Genomic DNA, 16,822 nt, shown 5'->3' with positions numbered 1-16,822 from the left:
AGGCTCCCCCAAGCACGACCAACGCACCGATAGGTTGAATTAGGTACTTGGGGACCATATACCTACAGTCGGTTTGTTTCAACAGCTACTATCAAGCAAACAGTTTGCTGGAGCTGACGTCAGGGAGTTTTGTGGTTGATCGCAATATGCCGGTCGATTCGAATGTGCTCATCTAGCGTCGGGTACCGCAAGCCTGTGTCCTGCCCGTATCCCTGACGACGCAACCACGCCAGAACATCTCCCCAGAACCAGATGCCACCCGCCACCGAGTTGTAGGGAACGGGGAAGGGCGTCGACGCTTGCCGAACTCCGCGCACCCACTGCCCGACGGCTTGCCGCGTGACACCCGCACGATCTGCGATGTCCTGCCGGGACACCAGATCCGGATGAGTCCGCTCGGGTCGCACACCGGAGCCGGCAAGTTGGTCGACAAGAGTGATCGCGGTCGTCGCCGCCCGCATGCCTTCCGCGGTGAGAGTCAACAACTGCAGACCTTTTCGCTCCTCCACCCGTCCACCCAGGGACTTGGCGAGCATCTGTTCCTGCGAGAGCGTCAGCAAGGGAACGATAAACGTGAATTCGTAACGCTGGTACAGATCATCGGCCACTCCACCAACATAGCCGCACGCTGCACTGTTTCCAGATGGACACACCCCCAGGTGCGCGATTCCCGCACAATAGTCAGATGATCGACGTCGACGACGCCCAGTTCGAGGACATGGTCAAACGCGCCTTGGACACCTTGCCGCCCAAACTCGGTCGCGAAATGGCCAATGTTGCGGTGACCGTTCAACTCGAAGGTGGCCCACCCGGACTGCTCGGTTTGTACCAGGGAATTCCGCTCACGAAGCGAACAACCACCTACGCCGGTGTACTTCCCGACCGCATCACCATCTACCGTCGATCGATCTGCTCGATCTGCTCCACCGAAGACGAGGTTGTCGAGCAGGTACGACGCACAGTGATTCACGAGATCGGTCATCACTTCGGCATCGGAGATCCCCGTTTACGAGAGCTCGGTTGGTGACATCACACTCACATAGGCCACGAAAATGAGCTAGAGGTTGATAATCGCCGAATAGTCATGTCAGCTGTACCGACACGCCGCAACAACTGAACATCTACAGGAGTTCACATGGTCAACCTGATCCAGATCGCCCCGAAGAACACGCCGACCTTCGCCATGAGTCGTCAGAAGGCCGCCGAACTGTTGGGCATCTCGGTCGACAGCGTGGCCTTCCTCCTCAAGTCCCGGTACCTACCCGATTTGGATGCCGGCCGACTCATCACGATGGCAAACCAGCCGTGGATGTACACAGACGGCGACTATCCGGTCCTGCAGCAGGGCGCGTCCGAGCTTGCCCCCAAGAAGTTGGTCCCGCCGCGCAAGTACATCGGCGAGAGTGCAGCGCACTCCGACGCCGAGTGCGTGGAAGCAAACCAGGGAGTGTGGGCCGGATTCAACGTCGACCATGTTCTGGCCGCTCGTTTCCTGCCGGTCACACTGCGCAAGTTTCCGGTATCCGTCCTCCAGATCCACGAAGCAAACCGGGGCGACGAAGAGAAGGTGTCGTTTGTCGCAACGCTTGCCGGACGCGTCCGTGAACTAGGTGCGCCGTCGCTCAACTACATCGATCCGTCGCTGAGTGCCGAAGACCAGGCGATCGTCGCCGCCCTGCTGACCTCACGAAGCACGTCGACGGTGCCAGGCCCGTGCGGAAAGCTGAAGCAGCCCAACGCATAGCTCGAAGCGCTCAGCGCTTAGGCCGCTGCACTGCGGCACAACAGTTGACCGCGCAGGAAACGCCGTTGGTGGTCGAGCCGAGCAACGGCTCGACCCCGAGGCGGAGCGGCGGCTCACCGGCCAGACGTTCGGAAATGAGCGTCGGTACCAATTGAGCAAAACGTGGGTCCCGGCCCGGCGTTGCCGCCCGAACAAAATCCATTCCAAGTTCTGCGGCTTTGTCCTTGGCCTCGGTGTCGAGATCCCACACCACTTCGAGGTGGTCGGAGACAAAACCGACAGGACATACGATCACCGCGCGAACATCCTTGGTGGACAACATATCCAGATGATCGCAGATGTCAGGGTCGAGCCACGGCACCTGCGGCGGGCCGGATCGTGACTGCCACACAAGATCAAAATCATCGACGCCCACAGCGCCGGCAACCAGGCGCGAGGCTTCAGCGACCTGACGGCTGTACAGGTTGCCGCCCAGCTCGGGCGGTCCGGCATTTCTGTCGGCGGCGATCGGTACCGAATGCGCCGTGAACACCAGCCGAGCGCCCTCTCGAGTCGCCTCGGGCAGAGCCGCGCGCGCCGCCCGGACTCCGTCGGCAAACGCGCCGATGACCAGAGGATGGTCGTAATACTGACGAAGTTTGGTCAATGTCGGTGCGCCGTCACCGACCGCTTCACGCGCACGGACGATGTCCTCGTGGTACTGACGGCACCCCGAGTACCCGCCCCACGCCGACGTGGCAAAGACGGCCGCGTTACGGATACCATCGTCGCGCATCTGTGCCACAGTGTCCTCGACCATGGGGTGCCAGTTGCGGTTTCCGAAGTAGATCGGAAGATCCAGCCCCGCCGTTGCCAGTTCACCCCGGACTCGCTCGATCAAATCTCGATTGAGTGCATTGATCGGTGAAACTCCACCGAAGTGCATGTAGTGCTCAACGACCGCATCAAGACGCTCAGGTGGAACTCCCCTTCCCCGCGTGACGTTTTCGAGAAAGGGTCGAACGTCCTCGGGTTTTTCGGGACCGCCGAACGACAACACGAGAAGAGCATCGAACTTGTCGTCCACACCAACAGTCATGCCTTCAATCTTGCGCGATGCCGATCGGCAGACAAAACCCGGGTACGCACTGTTGTAGTAGAACTAACTGCAGTAGAACTAACAAGGCGTTTCGCGTGGCGGATTGTCGCCGTCGTGCGTCCGAACTCTGGCCTCGGCATACGCTGCGAGGGTCGATTCGCCGATAGTTGCGGTGGCAGGGTGGAACTCGATGCTCACCCCATGCGCGGCGAGGAGTTCGTCGGTCCAGTAGTCGCGAATGCGCGGGTCGATCCCACTGAGGTGCAGCTGACCGCCAACCGCGTCGAGTCGACGAGCATAATCCGCGACGATGGTGAAGAACGTTGCGCTCACCGTCGTGCGCCCCCTCAGCCGCAGGATCACCACCGGCGACCTCGCACCGGCGGGATCCGGCAGATGCGCCGCAAGCGTGCGCGCTCCCGCGTAGAACAGGCTGCCGTACACGTCGAGTATCACGATCTCGTTGTCGGAGAGTTGTTTCGGTGCGCTCGCCTCGACCAGTTGGTTACCGTCCACCCGCAGGCGAACCACCTTGAGGTCGATGGCTTCCTGGTTCAGCTGCAGGATCAGTGAGAGCGCGACCCCGATTCCCACCGCGGCTGTGACCGGCAGCAACAGCGTCGCCATCAGCGTTGTACCGAACACGACCCGGGAGGTATATCCGCTGCTCCAGATGGCCGACAGCTTGGCCGGATCCAGGGACCCGGCAGCTGCCACAATCAGGACAGCTGCGAGGGTTGGCATGGGCACTTGCCCGACCAGTCCCGCGAAGCAGGACAACCAGCCACAAACCCGACCAGATCGCTGCCCAACGGGTACGGGCACCCGCTGTGCGATTGAGCGCAGTCTGCCCCACCGATCCTCCGACTGGCATCCCGCGGAGCAAGGACGCAGCGACGTTGCCGACACCTTGCGCAGTGAAGTCTCGATTGGCGGACGAGCGTGAGCCGTCCGGATTTGGGGCGGATTCGGCCACTCCGGCACCTTGGACCAGCACAATGACCGCTACCGTCAGCGCGCCACTGAGCAGGGCGGGGCTCAGCACGGTCAGATCGGGAAGACCCGGGATCGGGAATCCAGTGGGGATAGTCGCGATGTCGGAAACGCGGCTCACGGAATCCCAACCCAACGCCACCACAAGAACGGTCGGCACGAGCAGCGCAACCAACGATGCGTACAACCGCAACCGGGTCTGTCCCAATGCCCACATGAGTATCAGGGCACTGACGCCCACCACCGCGGACCGCCAGTCGATCTCCCCCGGGTGCGTCAACACATTCACTGCCTTCGCGAGCGCAAACCCGCCTTCCGCGTCGACCCCCAACAGCGCCGGGATCTGACCGAACGCGATGTTGGCCGCAACCCCGAGCAGAAATGCGGTCATCACGGAATGTGAGACGAAGCGCGTGTATCTCCCCAGCCGCAAGACGGCGGCCACGATCATCACGCCACCGGCGACGAGGGTAAGCATCACCAGAGCCGCAGATCGGTCCTCATCAGGGATATCCGTCAGAGCCGACCCCGCCGCCAGTGCTGAGGCACTCGTGGTGGTGACCACCATCAGACGGGTACTGGTGGACAATCCTCCGAATACCCGGCCGGCCATGCTCGCATAAAGACCGTGCAGCGGACTCACTCCGGCGAGCACACCCGACGCCATACCGTCAGGCACGCTACCGATCGCGCCGGGAAGACCCGCGATCACATCGGCTCGGGTCATTCGCTCGCGCGGCAGCAGAGCACGTATGCGACCCAGAACTGCGCTCATGTAGCCCCGAGATACGACATGTGGCGCCCTTCGTCCGGGAGGTGATTCGTGATCCCATCGTTGACCACGGGTGCACTCTCCCGCCTCATCCCGACCGGGTGAAGCGCCGCGGGCTTTCTCTTCGGGAACTCCGACGGATCACAGCGGCGTGAAGTTCTCCAATGCAGCCATCGCATCGAGTTGTTCGAGATAGTGCGCCAGTGATCGATGAACTGGGCGGAACGGGACCATTGTGACGCCTGCTTCGTCCATCTCGGCAAGCGTCTCTTCTACCTGATCAGGGTGCGCCGCCGGGTCCAGAGAGTCCGCACCGCAGATAACCTCGAAGCCCGCGGGACGCTCCGGAAATCCTGCCAACATTGTTCGGAGGGTCTCCATGTCCGGTGCGCCGGGCATCCACCCGTCGCCGAGCGTCACAGCCCGCCGCAACGCGCGTTTGCTATGCCCACCGACCCAGAGCGGCACGCGAGGTTGGATCGCATGGGGATCGATGATCAATCCATCGAAATCATAGAACTCTCCGTGATACTCCGGTTCGAGCTGTGACAGCGATGCGCGTAGTGCGCGCATCGCGTCATCCGCACGCGGGCCTCGTCCTTCGAACGGCACGCCCAGTGCCTTGAACTCTGCCTCGACGGTCCCTACGCCCAAGCCCAGAACCACGCGCCCGCCGCTCATCCGGTCCAGAGTCCCGTATCGCTTGGCGATCTCGAGGGGATGGTGATAGCCGAGGACAAGGATGTTCGTCACTAGGCGTAGGCGCTCGGTCTTTCCCGCCAGATACGACAGGGTTGCCAGAGGATCCCAATAGCGCGTTCCACGCCCATTGGGCAGCTGAGGCGACCATACGTCGGAGGGCATACCGATGTGTTCGCTACAGGTGACGAAATGGAAGCCACGCCGATCGGCATGCTGCGCAACCTCTGCGATTTCCTCGATCCCCGCGTCCAGTTCCCAATCCGCCGTCCGGCCTGGGATGACGCTCACGACCGGTGTACTGATGCCGATTCGCATCGATGCAACCCCTTCGACTGTGCACCGGCACATAAGGGTGACGGCCGCTCTCGGAGCTGAACGTACCAGAAGAATGAACGCTGTTCATTGTGGATCCAGGGCTCGTCTACGCGAGCGGTTGGGCACTTCGCTGTGCGAGCATGAGAGCCATCAGTCCGGATTCCTGACCCTGGGTGCTGATCATGTCGCGGGCAGATTGTTTAACCGGACCGTCGGCCAGAAGTTCGTCGGCCGCCTGGGCCATGACGATCCCGCCGCGGTGATGACGCTCCATCAACTGCAGGAACAACACTTCCGCATCAACCCCCGTAGCTGAGGTGAGAGAGTCGAGTTCGGCCATGGTTGCCATCCCCGGCATCGACGACTGACCGTGAGTTGCGTCTGATGTCACAACGCCATGGTGTGCGGCAAGGTCGGTAGTGCCCGACGCGCTGTGCATCCATTCCATCGGAGTGCGACTACCCGGGGTCACGTTCACGAGTCTCAGCCAACCGAGCATCATCCCGACCTCGGTCCGCTGCGAATCGTCGATCTGTTGCGCAAGCCTACTCACCGCTGGATCGACATTCACGCTCAGTCGCTGGGCGATGAACAGGGCCTGCTGGTGGTGCACGACCATATCGTGAACAAACCCGATTTCGTTGTCGCTCAATATCTCTGCAGGCGCAGCCTGCTCCGTGAACATCAGCGGCCGCACTGCCGCACCGAGCACAACCAGCATCACCGCAAGGCAACCGAACGCTGCGATGCGCACTACTCGCGTCGTCGTCATGAACCGACGGTGGAGTGCTGATCAGCCGGTGGCGAGTAGACGTCGGGATCCAGTTGCAACGCCATGAACCCGTTGTCCGCGCACGTCACCCACAGCTTGCTGCCGCGCCACTCCGGCGCCGAGAAGCACCAGTCCGTGGAGATGTCGCCTTGAGTGAGCATCCCGCTTCGCGCGCTGAGTGCTTGGTTCGGGTCGAATTGACCACTGAGAATCGACTGGCCGATCGCGGGCGCGCTCAATATCGGAACGCCCAAGATCGACGCCAATGCATGCGGTGAGTTTGTCAGCGCAAGATTGTCCCCCGTCTTCGCCGGCGGGTTGTAGTAAGCGATTTCCCGGACGTCGAACGGGTCGCGGACATCAAAAACCCTGATCCCGGACGATATCCACCCACACGCGAGAGCCGTGGGATTGTCCGGGCGGTCCGCTGCGCAGTAGTGCGATTCGTAAGCAAAGGCCGAACCGCCGGACGCTGACGCGAGCGAGGAGTCCTGATTCTCGGGAAGGTTGATTTCGAGCTTGATCGAGTTGGCGATCTCCGGTCGGGCTGCGTCGGAGACGTCGATGAGTTTGACGCCGCCCGAACCGCCCTCGTCGACGGTGAACAGATACGGTGCGCCGTCGTAGTTCACCGGAATACTGTGCTGCGTCGCCCATCCGTCGGTCCACGAAAGCTGAGAGAGCTGGCGAACCTGAGGATTGGGATCGCGTCGCTGCACCGCACTGACGTCGAGTACGTGGATGCCGCCCATATTGTTCGACAGGTACAGCTGATTCCCGTCGTCGCTGACGCCGATTCCGTGGGTCGAGAGACCGATCAGGTCCTGCCACAACACCTTCGGGGTGGAGGGGTCGGTGAGGTCGACAGCGCTCACAATGCCGGGAGCGGTACCGGAAGACCAGTAGGTGTTGCCGTCCGGGGAGAACCCGCCCTCATGCGATGTAATGGGAAGGAGCATCCCCAGATTCGTTCCCGGTCCCGGATTGAGCAGTTTCGGATGAGCGCAATCGGAGATGTCGTATACCGACATCATGCCAACGCCGGTCAACAGGGGAACTCCCGTTCCCACCAAGAGTTTTCGCTGCGTGTTGACCTTGAGGCTCTCCCACGTTCCCGCGAGCATGGCAGGTTCGGTCAGCGTTGCAGTGAGTTTCGGGTTTGCCGGGTCGGAGGCATCGATAACCTGCACGCCTTGTGCGGGTCCGAGGAGATTTCCGGGGAAGAAGCTGCCGACATACGCGCAGTTCTCGAAACTGGTTGAGGTGATTCCGCCGCCGCGGCCTTCGTACCCGCCCAACCGAGAGATATTGCAGCTGTATCCCGTTCGACTGCGTCCGCTGTTACGGTCTTCAGCTGGTACATCGCCCTGCAATCCGGTTTCCGGCTGAGAATCCTCGTTACAACTCGCGCGCTCGACCGCATCGCTGCCGACGGTATGGGATTCGTACACCGTACCTGGACTGGATTCCGGCGCCGCTGCGGCGCCGACCACTGGAAGTAGCAGTACGGCCGCCGCGGCAACAATCGCGGACCTGACCGTTCGACGAGCGCTCAGCGGTTTCATCTTTGCCCAACCCCCTGTGTATCGGGCGTCGGCGATACACGACCGTATCCATCCCACCTACCGACGTCCTGACCGAATGTCCGGTTCCCTGGGGAAGTGTGCGTGATGCACGCCACTCTCGTCAAGAGTGAACGCGACTCTCCATCAGATACCGGAGATCTCAGGTATTTACCAAGTCAGCGTCGTACTTCAACGAATCGTTCGGGTCGATCGGGAACGATTCGAGGTCAGGGCATGCCAGGATCTCTTTCGCGGCGGCCCGACTGCACCCCACGAGAGTCGAATCAAAATCGACCTCTGTGGCAATGCACCACGAATGGTCCTGCGGCCACACGAGATTTGCTGACGGCGTCCAGGGCTTTGCACCGATCAGGTCGGGGATAGTCGACGCTGCACGAAGGGATCCTGACAGCACAACATAGTCCCGTCCAGGGTGCCGCAGCCGCGGTCCGGAGATCAGTTCCCGGGCGAGCGAAACAACGGGTGCGGGGCGAGATTGTTTCTTTCCGGCACTGTAGATCGCCTTAGCTCCGGCATGAAAGAAGCCATTGCCCTCCCACACCGCGAAGTACGCATCGTCCGGTGAATTCGTATGGCCTGCAAGAAGATCGACAAGACGCTGATTGTCGGGCGGATCGAGTGAACCGATATCCGGCTCACCGCCGTCCCAGAGCTCGCTGCGCGGATTCACGGAATCAGTGGCGTCGATCAAACGCCACCATTGCACAAGCGGATGAACCCGCCGACCGGTTACGGCGGCAACATCACGCCAGCGGACCACGTGAGCGCCAACGATGTCGACGGGATGGAGAACTCGCACGTACGCGTCGAAACCCGAAGGTACAACTGCCGTCAGCGCACCCGACAACCGTGGTCTGATCCAGTCACCGACCGCCACGTCGCCGACTGGTTCCATCATCGAGGTCCTCCGTGTTGATGTCCCCCGTGTTCGCCTTCACCTGGACGTAGCCCGTCGAGCAGGCAAAGGCGAACCGGATTCAAACTACTAACCCACCATGGCGTGGAAACCGCCGTCGACGTAAATGATCGACGCAGTTGTGCCCGGCAGCCAATCCGAGAGAACGGTGCAGACCGTCTTCGCAACGGTTTCACGATCTTCGACGTCCCAGCCGATGGGCGCCGCACTGTCCCAGCCCGTGTTGAGCTTGTCCAACTCGGCACCCGGACCGGTGCTGTCGCCGGCAATTGCCTTGGCGGCAAGCGTCTTGATCGGGCCGGATGCAACAAGATTGGAGCGGATGCCACGGACGCCGACCTCTTTGGCGACGTACCGGTTCACAGCCTCGAGGGTCGCCTTGGAGACACCCATCCAGTTGTAGAACGGCATCGCACGCGACGGATCGAAGTCCATACCGACGATGGAACCCTTGTCGTTCAGAACCGGCAGCAGCGCCTTTGCAAGGGCACTGTACGAGTAGGCGGACACCTCGAGTGCAACAGCAACGTCACTCCACGGCGCGTCCATGAAGGGGCTGCCCAGGCACGAGCGCGGGGCAAAACCGATGGAGTGGACAACGCCGTCGAGGCCCTCCGGAGCCAACTCACGGACACGATCGGCCAAAGTGGCCAGATCTTCCGGGTTCTGGACGTCGAGGGAGATGGCCGGCGGCACCGGCTGCGGAAGGCGCTGAGCAATGCGGTCGATCAGACGCAGACGATCAAAACCCGTGATCAAGACCTTGGCGCCCTGCTCCTGCGCAACCTTCGCCACATGGAATGCGATGGACGAATCGGTGATGATGCCGGTAACGAGAATGGTCTTACCCTCGAGCAAACCGCCCATGAGTTGTCCTCCTGAAGTGAGACGTACGAAGTGAAAGGAAAGTGTGGAAGCGGGGACTAGTGCCCCATACCCAGTCCACCGTCAACCGGAATGACGGCGCCGGACACGTACGCCGAATCGTCGGAGGCCAGGAAACTCACTACTGCCGCAACATCTTCCGGCTTGCCGGTGCGCTGAAGCGGAATGTGTTCGGTGGCCTTGTCTTTCACGTCGTCGCCCAGTGCTGCGGTCATGTCGGTCTCGATGAAGCCGGGGGCGACCACGTTCGCCGTGATCGAACGGGAGCCCAGTTCACGGGTCAAGGACCGGGCGATACCGACGATGCCCGCCTTGGAGGCCGCGTAGTTGACCTGCCCGGGGCCACCGGCAAGCCCCACAACCGATCCGAGGAAGATGAAGCGTCCGAAACGCGCTCGCAGCATCGATCGCGTCGCCCGCTTCGCAACCCGGAACGTACCCGTCAGGTTTGCGTCGATAACACTGGTGAACTGATCTTCCGACATGCGCATGATCAGGGTGTCGTCGGTGACACCGGCGTTGGCGACGATGACCTCGACGGGGCCCTGATGTGCCTCGACCACTTTGAACGCGCGGTCGATCGACTCGGAGTCGGTGACGTCGCAGACAACACCGAAAAGGCCTTCGGGTGCACCGCTGCCGCGGTGTGTGACGGCGACCTTGTGTCCGTCTGCGGCCAAACGCTGCGCGACAGCCAGGCCGATACCGCGGTTACCGCCGGTAACCAGAACCGAGCGTGGAGTGGTGACGGTCCGTTCTGACACCACTGGGGTGGAAGGGGTAAACATGGCGATCAACCTATCAATTCCAGGGCCGAGTTCCGGCAGTAGTCGGACAAACGAAAATGGTGCAGGGTCATGGCAGCCTTTGGCGAGTGACCAAGGCAACGGTCAAACCTGCGGTGGCAAACAGAACTCCGAGAATCAGCCACGGCTTGCTTGCATCGCCGCGGGTGGTCTCGAATCCGATCTGCTCTTCCAGCGTGTCGTACACCGCACGCAACTCTTCGAGGCTGGATGCGGTGAAAAAACTTCCCCCGGACAGATTTGCGATTTCCTTCAGCGACGCGTCGTCAACAGGAACCGGAATGCGATCACCCTCGATTTCGACCCGACCGTATGTCGTGCCGAACGAAATCGTCGAGATCGGAACACCTTTGTCTTTGGCCTGACGTGCTGCGGTGAATCCGCCGCGCGGGTCATCCGAATTGTCGGGGACCGTCTGCTTACCGTCGGAGAGCAAGACGATCCGTGCGGGCGGAGCCTGATCACTCCCGCCGAGAACGGCGGACAACGTGTCGATCGACTGCAGTGACGTGAAGATCGCTTCGCCGGTCGCGGTCCGCTCGCTGAGCTTGAGATTGTCGATGGCAACTTTGGTCGCGTCGCGATTTGTCGTGGGAGACACCAACACCGAAGCAGTTCCGGCAAACGCGACCAGTCCCAGGTTGATGCCAGGCGTCAAACCGTCGGCAAACGATTTGGCCGCCTCTTGAGCGGCCGCGAGACGTGTCGGTTCCACATCGGTGGCCTGCATCGACAGCGACACGTCGATCACCAGGATGACGGTTGCCCGGTTCCGCGGAACCTTCTTGTCCGCTGTGGGGCCGGCCAACGCTACCGTGAAGAACACCAACGAGATCACCATCAAAATGGCGGAAACGTGGCGCCACCGGCCCGGTCGTGACGGCGCCACCTTCTCGAGGAGATCGAAGTTGGTGAACCGCAACGTATGTCTCTGACGCTGCTTCTGCACATAGACGTAACCGGCTACCAATGCGGCGATGACGACCAGGAACAGCAGCCACCACGGCGCAGTGAATTGAGAAAGACTCACGAACGAACGCCCCCAGTTCCGGCGCCGACACCGAAGCTGTGTCGGCGTGCCGAGATGAATCGAACCACGTCGGCGATCCAGTCACGATCGGTGTGCAGTGACATGAGCGGTGCCCCGCACCCGCGCAATGCCTGCTGAACCTCGATGCGATGCTCAGCGGCCGCGCGCGCAAAATCCGCGCGCAACTGCGGAGTGGTCGAGAACTCGCGCGTGCGACCGGATTCCGGGTCATGCAGCACGACGTCACCGACATCGGGCAGTTCGAGGTCGCGCGGATCCACCACTTCGATCCCGAGCACGTCATGACGACCGGCAATGGCGCGCAACGGACGTTCCCAATCCGTCGGGCCCAGGAAGTCACTGATCACGACGGCCAAGCCGCGCCGACGCTGTGGGCGTCGTAGCGCCTCGATTGCGCCCACCAGATCTCCGCGTACACCGTCCGGCGCATGGGGGGTGGTCGCGATCTTACGAAGCATCGCCTGAGCGTGGACGCGGCCTCCCCTGGCCGGAATCCGTGTCATCTGCGCGCCGGTGGAAATGATTGCGCCGACGCGATTGCCGCCCGAACTGGTCAGGTGCGTCACCGCAGCAGCGGCTGCCACAACCAAATCGCGCTTCTCACAACCTGCGGTACCGAAATCGAGGCTCGCGGACAGGTCGATCACCAGCCACGTCTCGAGTTCGCGATCGGCTACCGACTGCCGCACATGTGGGTGCGTCGTACGAGCGGTGACAGACCAATCCATCTGTCGCACATCGTCACCGGGCTGATACTCGCGAGCCTCGCCGGGTTCGGAACCGGGACCGGGGATGAGTCCGAGATGATCACCGTGCAACACCCCGTCGAGCCGGCGGCGGACCGTCAACTCCAGTGTTCGCAACGCAGCGGTCAGTCGTGGGTCACGAAGTTCACCGGACTCGAACGACGGCGGTGCACCGGCATGACCGGGAAGGTGACTTTCCGTCACTGCGGGCGACTCATCGGATCAGGGCTCATGAACTGCGCGCCGTTTCCCGCGGGATTGAACTGCGGTGCGCCCTGCTGAGGTTGCTGCATCGGCTGGCCTACCGGCTGTCCCGGTACCGGTTGTGGGCCCGCGACAGTGGGCACCGGGCGCGCGGCGATCTGAGGCAGACCGACCGTCTGCAGGACCCGCGTGATGACGGCGTCCGGAGTGACCTCGTCGGCGAGTGCGTCGTACGACAACACGAGCCGGTGGCGCAACACGTCCGGGATGACCTCGACGACGTCCTGCGGGACAACGTAATCGCGGCCACGCACGAGGGCGAGCGCTCGGGAGGCTGCAATGATGCCGAGTGTTGCACGCGGCGACGCACCGTAGGCGATCCAGCCGGCAACGTCGTCGAGGCCGAATTCCCTCGGCGTACGGGTGGCCGCGATGACCCGAACCACGTAATCGACCAGCGCATGGTGAACAAAGACGGTGCTCGCGACGCGCTGGAGCCGAACCAACTCTTCGGGACCGAGAATCTGGTGGGGTTCCGGCGCGGCGACGCCCATCCGGTACACGATTTCGCGTTCTTCTTCGACGGTCGGGTAATCGACCAGGATCTTGAACAGGAAGCGGTCACGCTGCGCTTCTGGGAGGGGATACACGCCCTCGTTCTCGATCGGGTTCTGCGTCGCCATGACCAGGAACGGGTCCGGCATGTGGTAGCGCTTGCCACCGATGGAGACGTGACGCTCGGCCATGACTTCGAGCAACGCAGACTGCACCTTTGCCGGTGCACGGTTGATCTCGTCGGCCAGGACGAAGTTTGCGACCACTGGTCCCAGTTCGGTGTCGAACTCTTCGCGTCCCTGTCGGTAGATACGCGTACCGATCAAGTCGGTGGGTACGAGGTCGGGGGTGAACTGCACACGGGAGAACGATCCGCCGACCACCTTCGCAAAGGTTTCGACGGCCAGCGTCTTCGCGACACCGGGAACACCCTCGAGCAGGACGTGTCCCTTGGCCAGTAGCCCGACGAGTATCCGCTCGACCAGTCGATCCTGGCCGACGATGACTCGTTTGACCTCGTAGATCGCTCGTTCCAGTGTCTGGACGTCGGTGGCGAGCGACGGAGCTACCCCGTCGGAATTTCCACTCGCCTTGTCTACGTCGACCGATCCGATCGAATCTTCACGTGAGGTCACCAAGAATCCATCGCTTTCACCTAGAAAAGTTCCGACAGTAACGTGTTCCCCGCCAACTATTCCAGGTAGTTGCTCGTGATGCCGCAACACCACGTCAACACATGCAACGAACCGGGCATCGAAGCATGAACGGGTTCAGCCTTCTCGCGAGTTCAGGACACCAGTCGCACGGCGTATGGTGTCATTCCACCCCAGCGAACGGGGGAAACTTTCACACTGGATCCGGACTGCGGTGCTTCGAGCATCTGCCCGTCACCGAGGTACAGCGCCACATGCTGACTCGCGTTCGGACCGTAGAAGATCATGTCGCCGCGTTTCATCTCGGACGACGGAACCTGCTTGCCCGCGGTGTACTGGTAGCCGGTGTAATGCGGCAACGAGATACCGATTCCGGCAAACGCGTAGATCATCAGACCTGAGCAGTCGAACCCGATCTTGTTGAAGTCGCCGTAGCTGTCCGCGACTCCGCCGTCGCGAATACCGCGGGTCGGCCCGTTCTCGTCGCCGCCGCCCCAGGCGTACTGGATGCCGATCTGCGACATACCGCGGTCGATAACGGATTCGATTGCGGCGCTTCCGGACACCGAAGGCACTGTCGGCTTGGGAGTTGCCGGTTTCGGAGTTGTGGGCTTCGGTGTTACCACCGGAGTGTCGGAATCCGAATCGGTGCTCGTGTCCGTCGACGTCTCGTCGTCGTCATCGGGGATGACTGTCGGCGTCGGATCTTCGACGGCAGTGTGAGGGCGCTGAGCAGCAGCCAACGCAGCGGCACGGTCCTTGGCGGCCTGATCGGCGGCAGCCCTGGCGGCGGCTTCCTCAGCCGCTTGCTTGGCGGCCGCTTCGAGTGCGGCCTGATGAGCTTCTTCGGCCTTTCGCTGTTCGTCCCACGTCGCGTATGCCTGGCGCTGCCCCTGCAAACCTGCAACAGCGTTACGCGCCGCATCGAGTTGGGCTTGCGCGGAATTGCGCTCCGCTTCGATGGACGCCTTCTTGGCTACCTGCTGGTCGAGTGCGTTGCGGGCGATCGCGATGGCCTGCTCGGCAAGTGCCTGAAGATTGGCGGCAATTTCGGCGGCCGCGTCGGCGTCGAGCTTGGCTTGCCTGGTCGCCGAGTCCTTGTTCGCCTGTTCGGTCCGAGCGCGCTGCAAACCGTCGAGCACGGCGCGTTGGGTGTTCGAGAGAAGTTTGAGAACCTGCGCTCGATCGAGGACGTCGCCCGGGCCCTTGGCGTCGAGGAACGACGAGATGGACGCGGTATTGGTGCCTTGGACGTAACTCGATCGGGCGTACTTGTCGAAATCGCTCTGCGCTACGTCGATCTGTGCGCCGGCGTCCCGAAGTGCTTGTTTGGTGATGCCGACGGCTTGGGCTGCGGCATCGGCGGCGCCTCGAGCGTTCTGCAGGTCGACGAGTGTCTTGTTGACGTCTTCGCGTTTGACGGCAACTTCGTTGTCGAGTGCGGACAACTGCTCATTTGCCGCGGCAACCTGGTTGATGAGGGCGCTGACCGTGCTGACGCTCGATGAAACCTGCGAATCTGCGGACGCGATTTCGGAGTCACTGGGATTGGGCGGAGGCGGCGGGACCGACGCTCCGACACCCGGGTTTCCGACAACTAGGGCAGTGACGATGCCCGCACCGATTACCAGCTGTGCCAGGCGGGACGACGCTCGGGAAGGTTTACGACGGCCGAATCCGCCTCGTGTTACTTGGCTCACAAATAACTCTCCCTCGCGTGTACGCCACGGGCCCGCTGGGTCGCCGATCCGTGCGGGGAGGGAATGCGCAGGAAGCTATGACGCCGCGTGGCGCCACCAACAAGATGCAGCGAAGTAGCTACCGCTTGTCGCTAACCCGCCGTTCGGGGGCAACGCTCGGCGCCGCCCGGTTTCGGGTGGCGTCGCGCGCAGTCCGTCGAACAACAGCCATCTTTCTGCGACACTTCTTCCCCAAAAAGTGCCAGTTGTACCGTACGACACTTGAGAGAACTTTGGAAACTTTAGCCCCAAATAACACATCGGGTATTTCGCCAGGTGGATTGTTGTATCCAGACGAAAAAGCAGGTACTCACCACAAATGCTGGTGAATACCTGCTAGTCGATATTCAGGAACGTGCGCGCGGGACTAAGCAGATCCGGCGTGTCCGACGGCCAGTTCCGAAGGTTCGGTCACCTGCTCGGCGACCGCGGGTTCGGGGCTCCGACGCCATTTGACGGCAAAAGTAATTGCCGCCGCGATCGCCACAATCGCCACCAAAAGGACCGTGTACAAGGCCCACGGCGGACCCGGTTGGACAATCTCATGGGAAAAGCGATCGGCGATCGCAGCAGAACTGTCCCCGAACGAGCGATCCTGCGCGGTCTCGAGCTGTACTCGACTGATCGAATCGCTGGAACTGCCCATCCAGTCCGGACTCATCACCAAGACCGTGCCGCCCTCGGATTCGCCGACCGTCGTCGCCAGATCCCGGAGGTCGGTGTCGCGGGAAGGATTGGCGTCGAGAACGATCACGCTCAAATCGATCCCGCGCTCACGTGCGTCGGCGACGACATTCACCAGTGCAGGGACATCGGCAGCCGGTGCGGAAACCCCATTCTGCGCAACGTCGGCAACCACGTCGTCGACATCGACGTCCGATGGGACTGCGGCGTGCAGAGGTAGTGCGGCGTGCAGCGGACCGCTCGCATGCAAGGGCGTGAAGACCAAATGTGTAGGAGCAGACATCTCTCATCCGGGTGCAGTTCGGTGCTCGTTCACACGCGAGTGTGCGAATGAATCCGAGGTCGTTATCGGGCGGTCTGACCGCGACGGGCCTGAATGCACCCTACTTGAGGTTGAGTGCGAAGCCCGCGAGTCTTCGACACTCCGCACAATCCGTTGTGGGTCAGCTCACCCAGTCCACCCTGCGTTGCGCAGGTCCTGAGACTGCGTGAAGATTGTTTCGGTCAAGTTGCCCCGAAGTCTCACAGGACAAGCGTACTGTTAGACTTCAGACCGAGAGGTACCTCGCCTCGACCGAGTCCACTTCAGCTCCGATGTTCGGACAGTTCTCACGTGAACTG

At 61.9% G+C, this 16,822-nt stretch carries 17 protein-coding genes; 2 read left to right on the top strand and 15 right to left on the bottom strand.

Features of this window, described 5'->3' with window-relative positions; translation table 11 throughout:
- Positions 1-119: 119 nt before the first annotated feature.
- Positions 120-608 carry a transcriptional regulator gene (locus RG2_RS13845; protein ID WP_033232075.1) on the bottom strand — a complete coding sequence of 163 codons (489 nt, stop codon included), beginning with the start codon at positions 606-608 and terminating at the stop codon, positions 120-122.
- Between the two features lie 77 nt (positions 609-685).
- Between RG2_RS13845 and RG2_RS13840 the strand changes: the two genes are divergently transcribed.
- Together RG2_RS13840 and RG2_RS13835 are read left to right on the top strand one after the other, a co-directional pair.
- Complete coding sequence (locus RG2_RS13840; protein ID WP_033232076.1) at positions 686-1,027, top strand: metallopeptidase family protein; 342 nt, start codon at positions 686-688, stop codon at positions 1,025-1,027.
- Between the two features lie 108 nt (positions 1,028-1,135).
- The gene (locus tag RG2_RS13835; RefSeq protein WP_033232077.1) at positions 1,136-1,744 is read left to right on the top strand and encodes a hypothetical protein; all 609 of its coding nucleotides are present in this window, start codon (positions 1,136-1,138) and stop codon (positions 1,742-1,744) included.
- A 10-nt stretch (positions 1,745-1,754) separates the two neighbouring features.
- Here RG2_RS13835 and RG2_RS13830 read toward each other — a convergent pair whose 3' ends face one another.
- The 14 genes from RG2_RS13830 to RG2_RS13770 form a co-directional block, all read right to left on the bottom strand.
- Complete coding sequence (locus RG2_RS13830) at positions 1,755-2,822, bottom strand: ferrochelatase (RefSeq protein ID WP_033232078.1); 1,068 nt, start codon at positions 2,820-2,822, stop codon at positions 1,755-1,757.
- 78 nt (positions 2,823-2,900) lie between these two features.
- Positions 2,901-3,338: a hypothetical protein gene (locus RG2_RS32305; RefSeq protein WP_230590032.1), complete on the bottom strand. Its 438-nt coding sequence runs from the start codon at positions 3,336-3,338 to the stop codon at positions 2,901-2,903.
- Positions 3,328-4,590: a SulP family inorganic anion transporter gene (locus RG2_RS13825; protein ID WP_230590033.1), complete on the bottom strand. Its 1,263-nt coding sequence runs from the start codon at positions 4,588-4,590 to the stop codon at positions 3,328-3,330. Before RG2_RS13825 ends, RG2_RS32305 begins: the two co-directional genes overlap by 11 nt.
- A 138-nt stretch (positions 4,591-4,728) precedes the next feature.
- On the bottom strand, positions 4,729-5,604 hold the full coding sequence (locus tag RG2_RS13820; RefSeq protein WP_033232079.1) for an LLM class F420-dependent oxidoreductase: 876 nt from the start codon (positions 5,602-5,604) through the stop codon (positions 4,729-4,731).
- Positions 5,605-5,710: 106 nt separating this feature from the next.
- Positions 5,711-6,376 (bottom strand): DUF305 domain-containing protein, encoded by a 666-nt coding sequence (locus tag RG2_RS13815; protein ID WP_033232080.1) that lies wholly within the window; start codon positions 6,374-6,376, stop codon positions 5,711-5,713.
- A complete protein-coding gene (locus tag RG2_RS13810) occupies positions 6,373-7,941 on the bottom strand; it encodes an LVIVD repeat-containing protein (RefSeq protein WP_033232081.1) in 1,569 nt (522 codons plus the stop codon). Before RG2_RS13810 ends, RG2_RS13815 begins: the two co-directional genes overlap by 4 nt.
- A gap of 160 nt (positions 7,942-8,101) precedes the next feature.
- Positions 8,102-8,860 (bottom strand): hypothetical protein, encoded by a 759-nt coding sequence (locus RG2_RS13805; RefSeq protein ID WP_072782530.1) that lies wholly within the window; start codon positions 8,858-8,860, stop codon positions 8,102-8,104.
- A gap of 87 nt (positions 8,861-8,947) precedes the next feature.
- Entirely contained in the window at positions 8,948-9,745 is a 798-nt protein-coding gene (gene inhA / locus RG2_RS13800) for an NADH-dependent enoyl-ACP reductase InhA (RefSeq protein ID WP_033232083.1), read from the bottom strand.
- A 56-nt stretch (positions 9,746-9,801) separates the two neighbouring features.
- On the bottom strand, positions 9,802-10,551 hold the full coding sequence (fabG1, locus tag RG2_RS13795) for a 3-oxoacyl-ACP reductase FabG1 (protein ID WP_033232084.1): 750 nt from the start codon (positions 10,549-10,551) through the stop codon (positions 9,802-9,804).
- A gap of 67 nt (positions 10,552-10,618) precedes the next feature.
- On the bottom strand, positions 10,619-11,599 hold the full coding sequence (locus RG2_RS13790) for a VWA domain-containing protein (RefSeq protein ID WP_033232085.1): 981 nt from the start codon (positions 11,597-11,599) through the stop codon (positions 10,619-10,621).
- Positions 11,596-12,570 (bottom strand): DUF58 domain-containing protein, encoded by a 975-nt coding sequence (locus RG2_RS13785; RefSeq protein WP_033232086.1) that lies wholly within the window; start codon positions 12,568-12,570, stop codon positions 11,596-11,598. The genes RG2_RS13790 and RG2_RS13785 overlap by 4 nt, the downstream gene beginning before the upstream one ends.
- Positions 12,567-13,739, bottom strand: a complete 1,173-nt coding sequence (locus RG2_RS13780) for an AAA family ATPase (protein ID WP_080711641.1) — start codon at positions 13,737-13,739, stop codon at positions 12,567-12,569. The genes RG2_RS13785 and RG2_RS13780 overlap by 4 nt, the downstream gene beginning before the upstream one ends.
- A 173-nt stretch (positions 13,740-13,912) precedes the next feature.
- Positions 13,913-15,478 carry an NlpC/P60 family protein gene (locus RG2_RS13775; protein WP_033232088.1) on the bottom strand — a complete coding sequence of 522 codons (1,566 nt, stop codon included), beginning with the start codon at positions 15,476-15,478 and terminating at the stop codon, positions 13,913-13,915.
- 406 nt (positions 15,479-15,884) lie between these two features.
- Positions 15,885-16,484: an Rv1476 family membrane protein gene (locus tag RG2_RS13770; RefSeq protein WP_051730338.1), complete on the bottom strand. Its 600-nt coding sequence runs from the start codon at positions 16,482-16,484 to the stop codon at positions 15,885-15,887.
- Between the last annotated feature and the right edge of the window lie 338 nt (positions 16,485-16,822).

It is taken from the genome of Rhodococcus globerulus NBRC 14531, assembly GCF_001894805.1.
In the GTDB taxonomy this organism is placed as follows: Bacteria; Actinomycetota; Actinomycetes; order Mycobacteriales; family Mycobacteriaceae; genus Rhodococcus_F; species Rhodococcus_F globerula.
The sequence above is the reverse complement of the archived record's forward strand: the minus strand, read 5'-3'. Positions and strand labels throughout refer to the sequence as shown.

What these genes read in the sequence shown, in the direction of transcription:
- RG2_RS13840 (WP_033232076.1), top strand. Translation starts at nt 686, where the DNA reads ATGATCGACGTCGACGACGCCCAGTTCGAGGACATGGTCAAACGCGCC.
- RG2_RS13835 (WP_033232077.1), top strand. Translation starts at nt 1,136, where the DNA reads ATGGTCAACCTGATCCAGATCGCCCCGAAGAACACGCCGACCTTCGCC.
- RG2_RS13830 (WP_033232078.1), bottom strand. Translation starts at nt 2,822, where the DNA reads ATGACTGTTGGTGTGGACGACAAGTTCGATGCTCTTCTCGTGTTGTCG.
- RG2_RS13825 (WP_230590033.1), bottom strand. Translation starts at nt 4,590, where the DNA reads ATGAGCGCAGTTCTGGGTCGCATACGTGCTCTGCTGCCGCGCGAGCGA.
- RG2_RS13820 (WP_033232079.1), bottom strand. Translation starts at nt 5,604, where the DNA reads ATGCGAATCGGCATCAGTACACCGGTCGTGAGCGTCATCCCAGGCCGG.
- RG2_RS13815 (WP_033232080.1), bottom strand. Translation starts at nt 6,376, where the DNA reads ATGACGACGACGCGAGTAGTGCGCATCGCAGCGTTCGGTTGCCTTGCG.
- RG2_RS13810 (WP_033232081.1), bottom strand. Translation starts at nt 7,941, where the DNA reads ATGAAACCGCTGAGCGCTCGTCGAACGGTCAGGTCCGCGATTGTTGCC.
- RG2_RS13805 (WP_072782530.1), bottom strand. Translation starts at nt 8,860, where the DNA reads ATGATGGAACCAGTCGGCGACGTGGCGGTCGGTGACTGGATCAGACCA.
- inhA (WP_033232083.1), bottom strand. Translation starts at nt 9,745, where the DNA reads ATGGGCGGTTTGCTCGAGGGTAAGACCATTCTCGTTACCGGCATCATC.
- fabG1 (WP_033232084.1), bottom strand. Translation starts at nt 10,551, where the DNA reads ATGTTTACCCCTTCCACCCCAGTGGTGTCAGAACGGACCGTCACCACT.
- RG2_RS13770 (WP_051730338.1), bottom strand. Translation starts at nt 16,484, where the DNA reads ATGTCTGCTCCTACACATTTGGTCTTCACGCCCTTGCATGCGAGCGGT.